This window comes from Streptomyces sp. NBC_01707, from assembly GCF_041438805.1.
Classification (GTDB): Bacteria; Actinomycetota; Actinomycetes; order Streptomycetales; family Streptomycetaceae; genus Streptomyces.
The window spans coordinates 8,830,327-8,846,697 of record NZ_CP109190.1; the positions used below are offsets into that span (position 1 = coordinate 8,830,327).

Here is a 16,371-nt window from a genome sequence, read left to right on the forward strand (position 1 = left end):
CCACGGCATGTGGCGCGACGACAGGGCTACGAGCTCAGTGGTTCAGGGGGCTGACGGCGTGACCGAAAGCCCCCACCGTGTCCGACTCAGGACTCGACATGGTCCGCACGGTACCTGACCGATGTCCGTCGAGGCACCTCGGTTTCACCGGCATCGGCCGTGTCACCAGCGTCATGTCCCGCAAAGACCAGCGCGGCCTGGTCGAGACGGCGGCCTGTGCCTGGCGCGTCGGTGTTCCGCCGGACCCCGTCGGGGTGGGCGTACTGCGCATGGCCGCCTGGCAGGCGGGGTACGCGGGACCGGAAGGACGGCTGCTCCATCCCCTCACCATGCGTCCCGAGCCCGCCGCCGATGTCGTGGTGCCCTGCTCACGCACGCACGCGACGCCCTGGAGGACTGCGCGGCGGAGCTGCGCTGACTCAGGCGTGGTGCTTCCTCGCGGGCTCGTGAGGGCGATGGCCGTCAGGCGCATGCCGTGGAGCCTTCGTGACGGAGGTACCGGCTCACGGCTGCTGACCGGTGGTCTCGGGGGCGGACGACGGGCGTTGCGCCGGTCGCGGTGCGGTCATGTCGAGCAGGAGCAGAGCATCGTGGTCGGGGCTTCCGGGTTCGGCGGTGTAGACGCCGATGCGCTGGCCGGGGGTGCCTTCCACCTGCAGCGACTGCGAGGTGAGGGTGACTGGGCCGACCTGGGGGTGTTGGAAGGTCTTCAGTGCGGGCTTGCGTCCGGTCACTTCGTAGCGCTCCCACAGCCCGGCGAAGTCGGGGCTTTTGAGGAGGAGTTCACCGACGAGGTTGGTGAGGTCGGGGGCGTCGGGGGCGGTGCCGGCGATGGCGCGCAGGCGGGCGACGCAGGCCGTGATCTGCCGGTCCCAGTCGGTGAACAGGTCCTGGGCTGCGGGGTGCAGGAAGAGGTATCGGGCGAGGTTTCTGTGCTTGGCCGGCCAGTCGTCCAGCCCGGCGTAGAGGGCGAGGCCGCCGGGGTTCCAGGCGAGCATGTCCATGCTGCGGCTGATGACGTAGGCCGGGTTCGGGCGCAGTGACTCCAGCAACAGCTTCAGGTGCGGTCGCACCGTACGGCTCGGGACAGGTGGCGGCTCGGGCATGTAGCGGGCCGAGCGGGCGGCCAGCTCGCGCAGGTGCTGGTGCTCCTGATCATCCATGTGCAGGGCTCGGGCGAGCGCGTCGAGGACCGATGGGCTGGGGCGGGTCTCCTTGCCGCGCTCCAGTCGTACGTAGTAGTCGATGCTGATTCCGGCGAGGGTGGCCAGCTCCTCGCGACGCAGCCCAGGGGTGCGGCGGATGCCGGCGCCGACGGTGAGGCCGACGTGGTCGGGGCTGGTCTGGGTGCGGCGGGCGCGCAGGTAGCGGCCCAGCTCGGCGCCCTCGCTGTGCGCGCTCTCGGATGCCATGCCTACAGTCTCACCCGCCGAACCTCCGACGTGCCGGTGGGAGGGGGGCCCTGTCGTTACCCCCGAAGAGCCCGCCCTGCCACGGGGGCTCAATCCACGCGAGGGTGAAGGAGCAGGACCGCCGGTACCCCGGCCCCCGCCAAGGCCGCCACAGCAGGATCTGGCCGGTCGGGCGAGAGCGAGAGTGCCGGGCGACGCCACGAACAGGAGAGGGCGAAATGCACTACATCAAGCTGCGTGACCTGGAGGTTTCCCGGATCGGCCTGGGTGCGATGGGGATGTCCCACGGCTACACCGGTTCCGGCACCGATGAGGCGGAATCGATCAGGACCGTGCACCGTGCGCTGGAGTTGGGTGTCACGCTCATCGACACCGCCGAGATATACGGCCCGTACACCAACGAGGAACTACTGGGCCGGGCCCTGAAGGGGCGCCGTGACCAAGTGGTGCTGGCGACGAAGTTCGGCCTGGTCTCCCACGCCGGGGACGGGGCGTGGAATCTGGACTCCGGTCCGTCCAACATCCGCACCGCCGTCGAGGGGTCCCTGAAGCGGCTGGGCACCGACCACATCGACCTGTACTACCAGCACCGGGTTGATCCGAACACGCCGATCGAGGACACCGCCGGCGCCGTCGGCGAGCTGATCGACGAAGGCAAGGTCCGCGCCTTCGGTCTCTCGGAGGCCGGCCCGGACACGATCCGCCGCGCGCACGCCGTCCAGCCGGTCACCGCGGTGCAGTCGGAATACTCGCTGTGGACGCGCGGTATCGAGGAGCGTGTCCTGCCGGTGCTGCGGGAGCTGAATATCGGTCTGGTGCCGTTCTCGCCGCTTGGCCGCGGCTTCCTGACGGGCACCGTTCGCTCCACCGACCAGTTCGATGCCTCTGATTTCCGGCGGGACAATCCGCGCTTCTCCGGCGAGAACTTCCAGCGCAACCTGGCGCTCGCCGACGAGGTGCAGGCCCTGGCCGCGGAGGTCGGGGCCACGCCCGCGCAGGTGGCGCTGGCCTGGCTGCTGGCCCAGGGGGACGACATCGCCCCGATCCCTGGCACCAAGCGGGTCGGCCGCGTGGAGGAGAACACCGCCGCCGACGCGATCACGCTGACGCGCGAGCAGCTCGACAAGCTCTCCAGCTTGCCGCCCGCCGCCGGTGACACCCACACCGAAGCCCAGGCGCAGATGCTCGAACGCTGAGCGCCACCCGCCACCCGGAGCGCAAGCCCCATCCTTGTTTGGAGTAGTTACCCCTCGTGCGTGCAGCAGTGATGTATGGAGCCGGAGACGTCCGTGTCGAAGCCCGGCCCGACCCGAAGATCGTGCAGCCTACCGACGCCGTCGTGCGGACCCTTGCCGCTTGTGTGTGCGGCAGCGACCTGTGGCCGTACGGGTCGATGCCCGCCACCGACACCGGCCGGCCCATGGGGCATGAGTTTCTCGGCGTCATCGAGGAGACCGGCGCGGACGTGACCGGCCTGACAGCGGGCGACTTGGTAGTCGCCCCGTTCACGTACAGCGACAGCACCTGTGACTACTGCGCCAAAGGCCTGCACATCTCGTGCCGCAACGGTGGCCGGTACGGCTTCGACGGTGTCGACGGCGGTCAGGGCGAGGCCGTTCGTGTCCCGTACGCGGACGGCACCTTGGTGAAGCTGCCGGTGGCCGCCGACTCCGCGCTGCTTCCGTCCTTGCTGGCGCTGTCGGACGTGATGACCACCGGGCACCACGGCGCGGTCACCGCCGGCGTCGGCCGCGGGGACGCGGTGCTGGTCGTCGGGGACGGTGCGGTGGGCCTGTGCGCGGTGATCGCGGCCAAGCGGCTGGGCGCCGAGCGGATCGTCCTCGCGGGCCGCCACGAGGCCCGCACCGACCTCGGCCGCCATTTCGGCGCCACCGACGTCGTCGCCGAGCGCGGCGAGGAGGGCATCGCCCGCATCCACGAGCTGACCGGCGGAGTGGACAAGGTGATCGAGGCCGTCGGCACCCGCCAGGCCCTCGACACCGCGCTGGGCGCAGTCCTGGACGGCGGCACCATCAGCCGCCTGGGCGTCCCGCAGTACGAACAGGGGCCGATCGGCCCGGCCGAGTTCATGCGCAACATCACCTTGACCGGCGGCGCCGGCCCCGCCCGCGCCTACATCGAGCAGCTGCTGCCCGATGTCCTCGACGGCACCATCGTCCCCGGCCGCGTCTTCGATCAGACGTTCACCCTCGACCGGACACCGGACGCCTACCGGGCCATGGCCGACCGCCAGGTCCTCAAGGCCCTCATCCGCCCCTGACTCCCACCCGCACAGCTAAGGATGCCCCCTCATGCAGTCCACCACCCTCAACAACGGCGTCGCGATGCCGCTGCTCGGCTTCGGCGTCTACCAGATCCCCGCTGAGGACACCGAGCGCGCCGTCTCCGACGCGCTCGCCGCCGGCTATCGCCTGCTGGACACTGCCGCCGCCTACAACAACGAAGAGGCCGTCGGTCGCGCCGTCAAGTCCAGCGGCATCGCCCGCGAGGATCTGTTCGTCACCACCAAGCTGTGGGTCCAGGACGCACCCGCCCAGGACAACACCAAGCGCGCGTTCGAGACCTCGCTGACCAGGCTGGGTCTGGACTACCTCGACCTGTATCTGATGCACCAGCCCTTCGGCGATGTCTACGGACAGTGGCGCGCCATGGAAGCCTTCAACCGCGCAGGCACAGCGAAGGCGATAGGTGTCGCCAACTTCTACCCCGACCGGCTGCTCGACTTGATCGTCAACAACGAGATCACCCCCGCCGTCAACCAGGTCGAGACCCATCCCTTCTTCCAGCGCGTCGACTACCAGGACCTGATGCGTGAGCACGGCGTGCAGATCCAGTCCTGGGGCGGCTTCGCCGAGGGCAGGAACGACCTGTTCACGAACCCTCTGCTGGCCGAGATCGGAAAGGCGTACGACAAATCGGTCGCGCAGGTCGTGCTGCGCTGGCTCACCCAGCGCGGCGTCATCGCCATCCCCAAGTCCGTCCGGCCCGAAAGGATGGCTGAGAATCTCGACGTATTCGACTTCCAGCTCACCGACGAGCAGATGGCGCGGATCGCCACCCTCGACACCGGCAGCTCGCTGTTCTTCGACCACCACGATCCGAAGATCGTCACCTGGCTCGCCGAGCGCCGCCTCGACGCATGACCGCAGCTCCACGGTGACGCGCCCTCCTGCGAGCCACCGTGATGACGGGACTCGGCGTCGTGACCGGAGCCCGACTCACCGGCTGTCCCTCGCCTGCGGGGCGAGGGAGCGAGCGTCGGACGGTGCCCCCAGGATCGTCCGCGACGACCCCGGGCCGGGGAACGGCAAGGGCCGGCCTGGTGATCACCTGGTGGTGATCCATCCGCGGTGCAATCCTGAACATACGGCCAACAGCGCAGGGTAACTCTACGAAGATCGGCGGGTGCCGGCATGCCCGTGTCGGGGGGTTCCGGGAGATCCTGTCCTCCTGTGCGCAGGGCAAGCGGATCAATCGGGTCGACGCGCATGACATGGGCGTCCTGCACGGGGTGAGCGCGGGGCGCCTGAGCCGCGATCTGGTAGGCCACCGGTTCAACGCACCGGAGGGGCAAGGCAAGTGGCTGCTCGCCCGCGCCGCCGGGCTCACCGTGTTGCTGCACTTCGGTGTGACGGGGGAACTGGTCTTCCGGCCAGAGGCTGACCCGCCCGATCCGCACGACCGCGTGGTGTTCACCACGGACCGTCGACATCGCGAAGGCAGTTCCGTGTGGGATGACATTGGCGACTCGTCGAGTTGTACAGGCCTTCGCCGACGCGGGCTCAGCAGAGATCGCACTCGTCCAGATCGGCAGAGCACACCAGCACCTCTTCTTGCGTCGGCCCAGGCGAAGTTGCTGCCGGCCCTGCGCGAACTCTGGTCCTACCGGGGGAACTCCGAATCCAGCGACCGGGTCCGCAGGGCGGTGGGGCGTCAAACATTGATGACTAGTTCTCCACGGCAGACGGCCTCTTCTCCGCCCTCGCACGGCGCCGGGATCAGGACCTCAGGGAGGAGTGGCGTGGGCGGGGATCACCTCGGCCAGGGCCGGCTATCCGCAGCAGACGCCGGACCTTCGCCTTCGGGCACACGAGGTGCAGCAGGCCGTGGTGTTGGTGGGCGGCGCCATGGGCTCGAACCAGCACGCGCAGACCACTCGCGTCACAGAAGTGCACTTTGGACATGTCCAGGACGATCCTGGCCGGACTGTGAGCCGTGATGACGTCCGCGAGCCGGCTGCCCAGTTGATCGGCGGTCGCGATGTCCAGCTCACCCGCGACCTCGACGACCGGCCAGCCGGCTCGGCGATCGGATGAAACCGTCAGTGGGTCCATGTGCTCACCCCCGAGACCCGACTGCGTGCAGAGGTGCTGATGGACGCCCGCAGTCTCTGGGCGGTCGAGGAATTCGTTTACCTGCCGTGCCGGGCTGGTACGCGTGTCCGCCCCTCACCCTGCCGCGCGACCTGGCGGCCTTCGCCGCCCACCTGGACAATCGCCCGGCCACCGATGCCCGCCCACTCGGTGGCGGGGAGAGGGCCGAACTCCTTGCCTGGATACGCTTCGTCGACCGCAGGCCGCTGGACGCCGAGGCGCTGGTGGTCCTCGCTGACGCCCTGCCGCCCGCGCTGTTCGCTCTGTGGACCGTTCCTCGCCCGGTGCCGACCGCGGAGCTGACCGTGCACTTCACCGACGCCCTGGACGTAGCACCGGCCGAGGGCTGGGCCCTGGTCCGGATCCCGAGCACGCCGGAAGCGGTTGGGCCATCGACGACAGCGCCATCTGGTCCACCTCCGGCCGGCTGCTTGCCCTCGCCTGCCAGGCGCGTGCCGTGCGCCATGGCTTCCGGGCCGTGCACCAGGACTGACGAGCCGCGACTTCATCGCCGCCCATCACTGACCTGTCGCGCACGGCTGGGAGGCGGGAGTTCGCCGAAGCCCGGCACCGGCTGACCATCGACCACCTGCCGACCTACGCACCCGACATCAACCCCGTCGAAGGGATCCGGTCCTTGCTACGGCGAGGCTGGCTCTCCAACGTGGTCTTCTACGCCAAAGCACCTCATTAAGCGCATCAGACATGGCACTGCCAGGACCGTAGGCACCTCATACAAGGTTGCCTCGCCGAGACCGACCTGACCGTCAGTCCACGAACATCCCGACCGACAGCACGAATTCAACGTCGGCAACCCCTTTCAACAGGGAAACGTCACATCTCCTGGCGCGGTGGAAAGCCATGCGGGAGTGCCCGCAGCCGGATCGACGAGCCGACGCCGGGTGCCTTTCAGGTTCGTCACATGCGAGTGGTGTGCTGGTCCAGGACGGCCCGCAGCCGGTCGAGGCCCTCGGCGTCATGCACGCCCCGCTTGGGCAGGACACCGAGGTACATGATGTTGGGGTCCCGGCTGAGCAGGACGAAGTGGCCGGCAGTCTCCCGGTAGCCCTGGAAGACGGACCACTTCTGGACCAACGTGCTGTGGTCGGTGCGGCAGGTGATCCCGGCCGGAGACACGGTGGCGCGGTACTCGCCCTGCCATCCGATGATCCGCTGCACATTGGCCGCCTGTAGGCGCGGGTACCCCCACACCACCAGGATGACGAACAAGAACAGAACGGTCGAGACCACGTCGAAACTCCCGCGACCCACGGTGGAGAGCAGCCACTGCCCTACCCACAGGGTGAGGAACACACCCCGCAGCAGCAACCCGGTCCGCTTGATCCGCTCGCGGACCCGCAGGCCGACCAGTGTGTCGGCGGACTGGGGCCGGTACACCAGCTGGACCGCGGTCTGCTCGTCCACGACGTCGTCAGAGGATTGCGCGCTGTTGTTCGTGCCTTCGGCGCTGCGGCCCTCGGCCATGATTCCTCCCCGGTACGAAGACCTGCGGATCCTACCGAACCTCAGTGCTGGGGCGGACGGCCGCCGTGGCGGGGCAGGCGTCTGGGTCGGCCGACGACGCCGACCATGGCGGGGACCTCGTCGAGCAGGGCAGGAGTTGGGTGACGGCGTTGCATCTCGTCACGCGGTGAAGCTACCGGGCAGCAGTGACAACTCGCTGTCCAGGGAGTAATCGCGTCACGGGATCGACCGGACGCGCTCGCATAAAGCGCTCTTAAAGTCCCGTCCCGACCCTCACGGCAGGGACTCGGCAACGCATCTGCTGCTCGGCCTCGGCTTCGTCCAGACCCCGGCCGGTCGTGCAGGGGCCGCAAGCCGCCCCGGACGGGAGGTGGCGCGCGCCGTGTCCGCCCTGCCGAGACCGGCCACATGACCGTGGCCCTGCCTCTCCCTACCCATGACCCGAGGAACCCGGAGCACCCGACTCGAGCGTCGGGCCGCAGCCGTTCCCACCTGCCTACAGCCATGAACCTCCGCAGCCGACCCAGCTCAGCCGACCCGGCCGAAATGGAGATCAAGGCACCTGCGCCCCAGAAACTGCGAATCGAGCGCCGCCAAACACCTCGTGCCGGGAACACAATGAAGTGTGTGGGCTGTGCCGGGGTGAGCTGCTGGAGAGCACGGACGTCGGAGGAGGCGCAGCGCAGCGATGCCGTAGTTTCCGCTCCGGGGTCAGGGGCAGGCGGATGAGTGAGTGCTTACGAAAGGACCGACATGAGTGCCGGAGAGAAGGCCAAGGCCAAGACCGAGCAGGTGGTCGGGAAGGCCGTGAGGAAGGTGGCCCACGCTATGGGTAACGAGACCACCGCGGCCAAGGGAGCCGCACTGGAGGCCCGGGGCAAGGCCCGGGACATCAAGGAGAAGTCGAAGGACAGCTTCCGGCGCTGACCACGCCACGTCGTGGGAGGAGCCAGCACGAGGCCAGAGCGGGTTCGTGCGTACGGTGGTGCGCAGTTGGGCTTGGCACTACAACAGCTGCCCCAGTACACATCGCGTCGCACCGGCCCACTCCGGCGCACACGCGTGCGGCAGCGGCCTCTGCCGCTCGTGCCCCGGCGCTGATCTCCGGAGGCACTCGCCGACTTGGCTGCCGCCCACTGCGCTCGCCGCCCGGGTGGCGCTGGTTTCACTGAGTGCCGGCGTGCGGACCTGGTCGGCCTGTTCGGGGACGGTGCAGCGGGCTGCATCCCTTGTCGCCCAGCACATGGGCGGGCCGCACCCGGGCCATCCTGGACCGAGGCGGCGCACCCGTATCGCTTCCATGACAGTGGTGAACTGGGTGCAGTCGTTGGTGTTCCCGCCGGTGACGGTGAAGGCCAGAGGCCGTCCCACGGCGTCGCAGGCCAGATGAATCTTGCTGGTCAGGCTGCCTCGAGAGCGTCCGAGTCCGGGGTTTCGGATCCCCCATTTCGGGCCCCGGCGGCATGCTGGTGGGCGCGGACGACGGTGGAATCGACCGACACGAGCCAGTCGATGTCACCGGCCGCGTCCGCCCGGGCCTGCGCGGCTCGGAGCATCCGGTCGAAGGTGCCGTCCAGCGCCCACCGGCGGAAACGCGTGTGGAGTGTGGCCCATGGCCCGTATCGCTCGGGAACGTCCCGCCAGGCGATCCCGGTACGGAGCTTCCACACGATCCCGTTGAGGAACCTCCGGTCATCCAACCGCTTCCGCCCCCGCAACAAGGCGGGCAGCAGCGGCCGGACGAACTCCCACTCACCATCAGACAGTTCATGGCGGCGTATCACCCGACCATGATCCACCACTCAAGATCACCATTTGCCGACACGGCCCTGGGGCCGCACCGGGGACACAGAGCGGTCAGAGCGGGTTGAGACGGGCCTTGAGCAGGCAGAACTCATTGCCCTCGGGGTCGGCAAGAACGTGCCACTGCTCCTCGCCGGTCTGGCCGATGTCAGCCGGGCGCGCCCCGAGCTTCAGGAGGCGTTCGAGCTCGGCGTCCTGATCGCGGTCGGTGGCGTTGACGTCTATGTGTAGCCGGAGCTTCCCCGGCTCCGGCTCGTCCCTGCGGCTGAGGATGATCGTCGGCTGCGGGCCGCCGAACCCTTCGCGTGGCCCGATCTCGAAGTATTCGTTCCCTTCGCGATCGAGCACTACGAAGTCCAGGACCTCGCACCAGAACCGCGCCAGCACCTCGGGGTCGCGGCAACCGAGCACGAGCTCACTGATACGACATGCCATTGACGAAACCTACTCTCAACGTGGGAACTGCTGGGGCAACCGCGCGGAACTCTTGGGCTTCCCGTAGTGGGAACATGGTCGAGACCGTACCGGGTGAAGCGAGCAGGTGAGAAGGGCTTTTGGGGTCGTCGCCTCGCCGGGCCGGGCCGCCGGGCGGGGACCGTCGGCCGCCCAGCGGGGCAGACGGGTTGACGACAAGCCCTGAGGGCTGTCGGACTCGCCGGTGCCCTGACCGCACTCCTGTGGTTCGGCTCCAGCACCGGCGGCGAGTGAAGCCACTCGGCTGGGGTGCCTGCTTGGTCCTGTCGATGATCGCCGGGGCCGCCTGCAACGCGGCCGGCCCGCCCTTCGCCATGGCGTCGAGCCTCGTGCACGACGAGATCCGCATGTTCACCGGCGTGTTCCCCGGCTACAGCATGGCGGGCCTCGCCCTCACGCTGTTGATCGTCATCCTCCACAAGAAGCTCATGGCCCGAGGCGTGACCGGATTCCTTGGCGCGCTGTTCACGGGTGGGTGCGTGTCGGCCAGATCGCTCAGTGCGGCCCGTCCGGTCGATCCTGCCGGGGAGCCCATCGGCGCTGAATCGCTGTAGGGACCCGCCGGACAAGGAGCTGGGTGGAGGAGGTTGGGTTCGTCGAAAAATGCCTCGACATCGGTCGCGGTGATCGGGGAGGCTTCGCGCGATGACCAGAATCGACGACACGCCGCCCGCGTGGGACGAGCGCACGCAGCTCACCACGTTTCTCGACTACGCACGTGACACCGCCCGCGCCAAGTGCGATGGCGTCTCTGCGGAGAATGCACGCAAGGCGCTCCTGCCGGGCTCGCCGCTGATGACCATGAGTGGAGTGATCAACCACCTCCGCTGGGTCGAGTACTACTGGTTCCAAGTGGTTTTCCTCGGCGAGGAAGACCGGGGCCCCTGGACCGAGGAGGACCCCGACCGCGAGATGCGAATCGCGATCGACTTCCCGCTCACGCAGTTGCTCGACGAATACGCCGAACAGAGCGCCCACTACCGCGAACTGGTCGCCGGGAACGGCCTGGACAAGCAGGCCCAGCGAGCCGTCCGCAACGGCCTCCACGTCGACCTGCGCTGGATCCTCCTCCACCTCACCGAGGAGACCGCCCGCCACAACGGCCACCTGGACATCCTGCGCGAGATGCTCGACGGCACGACCGGCGACTAGATCCGGCTTCGCTGAACTACCACCACGCATGCCTGGCCAGAGCCGGAGACCCGCCCGCTCTGCTCCGCCACCACGGCGGCGCCGACCCGTCGAACTCCGCGCGGACAAGGCGCGAAGGCCCCGCAGCGCCTGACTGCCCGAGCACCCCAAGCTCGGTGTCCGGCCGGCGGTGGCAGGTCCGGATCCCGTCAGTGTGGGCGGCGAGGGCCTGTTCGCGCGTGATGGCCCGGTGGCGCCTTCCGGCGGCGTGGCACCCGCCGACGCGACCTCGATGGGTCGGCACCGACCCCGATGCCGAACTCAACGACCCAGTCCGAGGTCGGGTGATCTTTGCGCCCAGCTGACCCGCGCTGAGGAGTTCGACGATCTTCTTCCATGGGTAAAATTAACGTAAAGAGATGAAGCAGCGTGCTCGGGGTGCACATTGCACCGGCACACCTCCGATCGTTCGGCAGGGTTTCCTTCCCCAAGGGGTATCCGGCTGTCCCGTATCGGGGTGCAATGGGGGGAGTCAGGTCCTTCCGCACCCACATCGGTCAGAAGAGGCATGCAATGGATCCATGGCTGATCTGGTTGATCATCGCAGCCGTATTGGCTGCGGCGGAGATCTTCACCCTTACTGCTGCGCTCGGAATGCTGAGTGCGGCCGCGTTGGTCACGGCGGGGTCCGCCGCGGTCGGACTGCCGCTGCCGTTGCAGTTCCTGGTGTTCACCGTCGTAGCTACAGTCACCGTGCTGTTTGTGCGCCCCATTGCGCTGCGCCACGTTCTCCAGCCCCAAGTGGAGAGATTCGGCGTAGACGCACTGGTCGGCAGGGGTGCGTATGTCGTCTCGGAGGTGACGGGCCGGGGCGGCAGGGTTCGCATCGACGGTGAGGAGTGGACGGCCCGCGCCTACGACGAGACGCTGGTGATCCCTCCTGGAAAGACCGTCGACGTCATGGAGATCAGCGGCGCCACCGCGATTGTCTACCCCCGGGACTGAAAACATGGAAACTTCGGCGTTCTTGATTGCCGGCCTGATCGTCGCGCTGATCGCGGTTTTCACCGTGGTGAGGGCGGTCCGTATCGTGCCCCAGGCACGCGCTCGTAATGTCGAGCGGCTCGGCCGCTATCACCGGACCTTGAATCCCGGCCTCAGCCTCGTGATCCCTTACATCGACCGCGTTCATCCGGTGATTGATCTGCGCGAACAGGTTGTTTCCTTCAAACCGCAGCCGGTCATCACCGAAGACAATCTGGTTGTAGAGATCGACACCGTTCTGTACTTCCAGGTCACCGACCCACGCGCGGCCTTCTACGAGATCGCGAATTTCCTTCAGGCGGTCGAGCAGCTCACCGTCACCACCTTGCGCAACGTCGTGGGATCCATGGACCTGGAAAAGACGCTCACCTCACGGGACACCATCAACAGCCAGCTGCGCGGGGTGTTGGACGAAGCCACCGGAAAGTGGGGGCTGAGGGTCAACCGGGTGGAGATCAAGGCCATCGACCCTCCGCAGTCCATCAAGGACGCGATGCAGAAGCAGATGCGAGCCGAGCGGGACAAGCGGGCCGCGATTCTCGGTGCCGAGGGGCAGCGCCAGTCGCAGATCCTCACCGCCGAAGGCGACAAACAGGCGGCTGTCCTGCGCGCGGAGGGTAACCGGACCGCTGCGATTCTCCAGGCCGAGGGCCAGTCCCGGGCCATCGACGAGGTGTTCCAGGCCGTACATCGCAACGATCCCGACCCCAAGCTGCTCGCCTACCAATACCTCCAGACGCTGCCGCAACTCGCGCAAGGCTCGGGCAACAATTTCTGGGTGATCCCCAGTGAGATCACCTCTGCACTCCAGGGGGTGTCCCGCGCCTTCACCGAGGTGTTGCCCCAGTCACCGGCCACCCGAGAGAAGCCCTCGGACGACATGGTCGCCCAGGCCGCCAACGACAAGGCTCAGGCGGAGGAAGCCGCTGCCGCGGCCCTTGCCGACGCGGCCAAGGCCGAGGGCGCCAACCCTGATGCCCTCCCGCCTCACCCGCCTCGCTGACGGCGGGCGGCACCTCTGCCGGCGCAACTCGCGCACCGGAAAGCTTCAAGCGCCCTGCCGGAGACGTCCAGCAGGTCCGCGCCCAGGTGCGGCAGGTCCTCGGCCTGTACCAAGGCGATCCACGCGCGCAGCAGGGTGCTCTTCTCCTCTGCGGGCTCCAGCAGTGTGGCGACCGTGTGGGTGAGACCGGTGAGGGCTCAGGCCACGGAGACCGCACGCCGTCTGCGTACCGGCGCGAGTGCCTCGGTCCACTCCACGACGCGATCGAGCAGCCCACTCAAGGCGTCATCACTGAACTCACTCGGCGTGAACACGGAGAAGTCCTCGAAGTCCGAAGCCAGGTGAAGCGAGACCTGTGCCGGGACGTCGGCGAGTCCGAGCAGGCCGCACATCTGCCGCAACTGGGCTGCCGAGCCCGTGCCCCCGGCGACGCCGTAGGAGACGATCCCGGCAGCCTTGTCGGCCCACTCGGCGAAGACGAAGTCGACGGCGTCCTTGAGCACGCCCGGCATCTGGTGGTTGTACTCGGGCGTGACGAAGACGAATCCGTCGAAGCCGTCGATCGTCCGCACCCACTCCTGCGCCTCAGGGCCACCCTCCCCACCCCTGGCCGGAGGAACCGCCTGGTCGAAGTGAGGAAGGCGGAAGTCCGCGAGGTCCACCAGTTCGAAGTCGGCGTCGCCGCGTCGCCCCGCGATGTCGTGGACCCACCCGGCGACCTGTGCACCGAGCCGACCTGGACGAGTGCTCCCGAGAATGATGCCGATCCTGTTCACTGTGCTGTCTCCTGTCGCGAAAGGGGGTGGGGACCCGCGAAGTGCCACGGAGTACTCGGTCCCCACCGTCGTATTCGGCAGTTCGCCGTCACCGCGGACCGACGGGGCAGCGACCGCAATTGTCAGGACGACGGCCGGCCCGTGTCGACGGCTGACATCCATGGGCGCTGTTTCGTCGAATCACGAGGAGACGCGAACTCGGTGAGTGAAGGGGACTGGACCGATGAAGATCACAGGCGGACGCGACGAACCCACGGCGCGGCCGGACGACCATCTGCTCGAGCCCGAACGCCGCGCCCTGGCCAATGTCGCCTACCGCCTCCTCGGCTCGCTGACCGAGGCGGAGGACGCGGTCCAGGAGGCCTACACCCGCTGGTTATCGCTCCCTGAGGCGCGACGCGACGCGATCTCCTCTCCAGGCGCCTGGCTGACCACCGTCGTGAGCCGGATCTGCCTCGACCAACTCCGTTCGGCCCGTGTGCGTCGCGAGCGGTACGTCGGTGAATGGATTCCCGAGCCGCTGCCGGTGCGTGCGGAGTGGAGCGAGCTCCCGCTCGGATCGATGGCGAGGGACCCGGCCGACCACATCACCTTGGACGAGTCCGTCGAGATGGCGTTCTTGGTCGTCCTCGACTCGATGACGCCGGCCGAGCGCGTCGCCTTCATGTTGCACGATGTCTTCCGGGTGCCGTTCGGCGAGGTGGCCGAGATCGTCGGCCGTACCCCCGGGGCCTGCCGCGAACTGGCCTCCGCGGGCCGCCGCCGAGTGGCTGCTGCCCGTAGCCGCGGTGCGGCGGCGCCGCGCCGTGCCGTGCTCGTCCGTGACTTCCGACAGGCTTGGCAGGCCAAGGACGTGGATGCCCTCATCAGACTGCTCGACCCGTCGGTCGTCGCGGTCGCGGACGGTGGCGGTCGTGCGATGGCGTCCCCGGTCCCGGTCCAAGGCCGGGGGGCGGTCGCGGAGTTCCTGGTGCGCCTGGCGGCTCTCGCGGGTCGGCTCGACCTTCTCGAACGGACCGTCAACGGCCAGCCGGGACTCGTCGCGATGAAGGGCCGTGACGTACTGACCGTCTACGCCTTCGACATCGACGACGACCGCATCCAACGGATCTGGGCGATCCGCAACCCGGACAAGCTGCGGCCCTGGGCCGACACATCCGCCCGGCCTGCTGGACGCTGACAACTCGCCCTGCTGCGCCGTCGATTCGACAGGCCGACTGCGCGGCCGGTGCGGTGCCTGCACCGGCCTGATCCAGACCTCAGAAGGGGACCGTCATGACCCTCACTGCCCACACCTTGCACCTCACCGCGCGGGGCACGGACGAGGCATCCGACTGGTATCAGAAGGTGTTCGGAGCCGAGGAGCTCACCAGGCTGGTGGTGCCCGGCGGCCGACTGATCCACGTCCAGCTCCGCATCGGGACACTCACCCTGATGCTGGCCGACGAGTTCCCGGAGCTGGAGTCCTTCGGACCACAGCACTTCGGCGGTACCTACGGTGCCGTCTACCTGCATGTCGACGATGTCGACGCCGCCTGGCAGCGGGCCGTCCATGCCGGTGCCACCGTGATCCGTCCGGTGAGCGACACCTTCTGGGGCGAGCGGGAAGGGCAACTGCTCGACCCGTTCGGTCATCGCTGGGGGCTGACGCAGCACCTCCGCGACATCCCGCTCGCTGATCTCCAGGAGCTCACCACCGAAGCGTTCTCAGGGCTCAGTTCCATTTCGAAATGACCAATAGGGCCGCCCCGGTTCCAGTGGGAGCCGGGTGTCTCATACGCTCCAGCGAAGACGCTCGGCGGGGATGGCGCGCGTCGATCTGCAAGCCGGCGGCACACGCCGAGCCGAGCGTCCCGCCGACCTGGCCGTGCTCGCGTAGGCCGACGGCGAGTCTCATTCGGGTAGCGGCAACAGCTGGTCCTGCACTCCCGCCTCTCCGCCGCTACATCGACGGCTGCTTCCTCGACAGCCGTACGGAGTGCCTCGGAGAAGTGGTCGACCCGTGCACGGAGACCGTCATCTGTACGCCCTGGACGACTGCTCCCGCACCAAGCACGTGATGTACCACCACGGAAGGTGAACTCCGGCGCCATCATGCGAGAACCGCCCGCGTGATGTCCTCCGCCCCACCGGGTGGTCGGGCTCCGACGAGGCCGACCATCGGCACGGTGCTCGGCGTCGGTGCGAGGTTTCCGAGGCGGTCCTGTCCGCATTCGATCGAGTGTGGGAATGCCGGGCAGTTGATCACGCCGAAGCCCAACGAGCCCTGCTTCCCTATGAGTTCAACCGAGCCGGGGAGGACTGCGAACACTCCGGGTCACGCCGGTCGAAGTGTCCGAGGGCGTACGAGATCCGGTATCGCAGCGCGGCAGGGAAGCAGACCGAGGAAGCCAGGTTCGCTCGGTAGGACGACGCGGTCGAGCGTTTTTCGGAGATCTGGGCACACCGCCGAGGAGAACCGGCCCACTCAGGAGAAATTCCGCTGCGGCTCGTGCGGCCACTCGGCGCGCGCCGACAGTGTGGGCGCCCTGAACGCTCTATGGGCCGGGCCGGGCCGACCAGGCCTGGCGAGGAGCCCCCGGCTGCCGCCGGGGGAGGAGTTCCGGATCCGAGAGGTGGGGGAGACGACCCAGCACGTGCACGACCTCGTCCAGGACACGATGGCGATCCAGACCTGGGGCCGAGCCGCGATCGCCTCGCGCAGGACGTACCTGTCGCTCACAGAACCCTGCCGGGTGGGTCGTCCCCCATTCGGCCCGTAGTGGTTGCTGGTGAGCGTCGTTGGAGGTGGGCTGTCAGTGCGCCTGCTGATAGTCGCCGGCGCCAGGAGTGGCCCGCCGAACGGGCGG

The 16,371-nt window shown here is 68.2% G+C and carries 17 protein-coding genes and 3 pseudogenes; 13 read left to right on the forward strand and 7 right to left on the reverse strand.

Going from position 1 to position 16,371, the window contains the following annotated elements:
• Window positions 1-503: 503 nt before the first annotated feature.
• Window positions 504-1,412, reverse strand: coding sequence for a helix-turn-helix transcriptional regulator (locus tag OG963_RS39445; protein ID WP_319325488.1), 909 nt, complete (start codon window positions 1,410-1,412; stop codon window positions 504-506).
• A gap of 218 nt (window positions 1,413-1,630) precedes the next feature.
• Here OG963_RS39445 and OG963_RS39450 point away from each other — a divergent pair, with 218 nt between their 5' ends.
• From OG963_RS39450 to OG963_RS39465, 4 genes and pseudogenes are all read left to right on the forward strand, one after another.
• A complete protein-coding gene (locus tag OG963_RS39450) occupies window positions 1,631-2,608 on the forward strand; it encodes an aldo/keto reductase (RefSeq protein ID WP_319325487.1) in 978 nt (325 codons plus the stop codon).
• 71 nt (window positions 2,609-2,679) lie between these two features.
• Window positions 2,680-3,693, forward strand: coding sequence for a zinc-binding dehydrogenase (locus tag OG963_RS39455; protein WP_319325766.1), 1,014 nt, complete (start codon window positions 2,680-2,682; stop codon window positions 3,691-3,693).
• Window positions 3,694-3,724: 31 nt separating this feature from the next.
• Complete coding sequence (locus tag OG963_RS39460; RefSeq protein WP_319325486.1) at window positions 3,725-4,576, forward strand: aldo/keto reductase; 852 nt, start codon at window positions 3,725-3,727, stop codon at window positions 4,574-4,576.
• Window positions 4,577-4,875: 299 nt separating this feature from the next.
• A pseudogene (locus OG963_RS39465) lies at window positions 4,876-5,130 on the forward strand (DNA-formamidopyrimidine glycosylase family protein); the annotation flags it as partial.
• 301 nt (window positions 5,131-5,431) lie between these two features.
• Here the strand turns inward: OG963_RS39465 and OG963_RS39470 are convergent.
• Window positions 5,432-5,767, reverse strand: coding sequence for an STAS domain-containing protein (locus tag OG963_RS39470; RefSeq protein ID WP_319787738.1), 336 nt, complete (start codon window positions 5,765-5,767; stop codon window positions 5,432-5,434).
• On the opposite strand from OG963_RS39470, the gene OG963_RS39475 reads away from it, so the two are divergent.
• A complete protein-coding gene (locus OG963_RS39475; protein ID WP_319739370.1) occupies window positions 5,746-6,384 on the forward strand; it encodes an acyl-CoA thioesterase domain-containing protein in 639 nt (212 codons plus the stop codon). The genes OG963_RS39470 and OG963_RS39475 overlap by 22 nt on opposite strands.
• Window positions 6,345-6,581: pseudogene (locus OG963_RS39480) on the forward strand (IS630 family transposase); the annotation flags it as partial. The gene OG963_RS39475 and the pseudogene OG963_RS39480, both read left to right, overlap by 40 nt.
• Window positions 6,582-6,724: 143 nt before the next feature.
• Here the strand turns inward: OG963_RS39480 and OG963_RS39485 are convergent.
• Window positions 6,725-7,291, reverse strand: coding sequence for a YcxB family protein (locus tag OG963_RS39485; protein ID WP_319325483.1), 567 nt, complete (start codon window positions 7,289-7,291; stop codon window positions 6,725-6,727).
• Between the two features lie 753 nt (window positions 7,292-8,044).
• Here OG963_RS39485 and OG963_RS39490 point away from each other — a divergent pair.
• The gene (locus tag OG963_RS39490; protein ID WP_319325482.1) at window positions 8,045-8,218 is read left to right on the forward strand and encodes a hypothetical protein; all 174 of its coding nucleotides are present in this window, start codon (window positions 8,045-8,047) and stop codon (window positions 8,216-8,218) included.
• Window positions 8,219-8,510: 292 nt separating this feature from the next.
• Here OG963_RS39490 and OG963_RS39495 read toward each other — a convergent pair.
• Both OG963_RS39495 and OG963_RS39500 read right to left on the reverse strand, forming a co-directional pair.
• Window positions 8,511-9,093: pseudogene (locus tag OG963_RS39495) on the reverse strand (IS5 family transposase); the annotation flags it as partial.
• A gap of 55 nt (window positions 9,094-9,148) precedes the next feature.
• Window positions 9,149-9,529, reverse strand: coding sequence for a VOC family protein (locus OG963_RS39500; protein WP_319325481.1), 381 nt, complete (start codon window positions 9,527-9,529; stop codon window positions 9,149-9,151).
• Window positions 9,530-9,825: 296 nt separating this feature from the next.
• On the opposite strand from OG963_RS39500, the gene OG963_RS39505 reads away from it, so the two are divergent.
• The gene (locus OG963_RS39505) at window positions 9,826-10,122 is read left to right on the forward strand and encodes a hypothetical protein (protein WP_371799969.1); all 297 of its coding nucleotides are present in this window, start codon (window positions 9,826-9,828) and stop codon (window positions 10,120-10,122) included.
• Window positions 10,123-10,213: 91 nt separating this feature from the next.
• Window positions 10,214-10,720 carry a DinB family protein gene (locus OG963_RS39510; RefSeq protein ID WP_319739368.1) on the forward strand — a complete coding sequence of 169 codons (507 nt, stop codon included), beginning with the start codon at window positions 10,214-10,216 and terminating at the stop codon, window positions 10,718-10,720.
• Window positions 10,721-10,736: 16 nt separating this feature from the next.
• Here the strand turns inward: OG963_RS39510 and OG963_RS39515 are convergent, their stop codons facing one another.
• Window positions 10,737-11,003, reverse strand: coding sequence for a DUF6233 domain-containing protein (locus tag OG963_RS39515; protein WP_371799970.1), 267 nt, complete (start codon window positions 11,001-11,003; stop codon window positions 10,737-10,739).
• Between the two features lie 269 nt (window positions 11,004-11,272).
• Between OG963_RS39515 and OG963_RS39520 the strand changes: the two genes are divergently transcribed.
• Window positions 11,273-11,704 carry an NfeD family protein gene (locus OG963_RS39520; RefSeq protein ID WP_319325478.1) on the forward strand — a complete coding sequence of 144 codons (432 nt, stop codon included), beginning with the start codon at window positions 11,273-11,275 and terminating at the stop codon, window positions 11,702-11,704.
• A 4-nt stretch (window positions 11,705-11,708) separates the two neighbouring features.
• Complete coding sequence (locus tag OG963_RS39525) at window positions 11,709-12,746, forward strand: SPFH domain-containing protein (protein ID WP_319325477.1); 1,038 nt, start codon at window positions 11,709-11,711, stop codon at window positions 12,744-12,746.
• 197 nt (window positions 12,747-12,943) lie between these two features.
• Here OG963_RS39525 and OG963_RS39530 read toward each other — a convergent pair whose 3' ends face one another.
• On the reverse strand, window positions 12,944-13,522 hold the full coding sequence (locus OG963_RS39530; RefSeq protein WP_371799971.1) for an NADPH-dependent FMN reductase: 579 nt from the start codon (window positions 13,520-13,522) through the stop codon (window positions 12,944-12,946).
• A 223-nt stretch (window positions 13,523-13,745) separates the two neighbouring features.
• Between OG963_RS39530 and sigJ the strand changes: the two genes are divergently transcribed.
• Window positions 13,746-14,702, forward strand: coding sequence for an RNA polymerase sigma factor SigJ (sigJ, locus tag OG963_RS39535; protein ID WP_371799972.1), 957 nt, complete (start codon window positions 13,746-13,748; stop codon window positions 14,700-14,702).
• A gap of 95 nt (window positions 14,703-14,797) precedes the next feature.
• On the forward strand, window positions 14,798-15,256 hold the full coding sequence (locus tag OG963_RS39540) for a VOC family protein (protein ID WP_319325474.1): 459 nt from the start codon (window positions 14,798-14,800) through the stop codon (window positions 15,254-15,256).
• Window positions 15,257-16,371 lie beyond the last annotated feature (1,115 nt).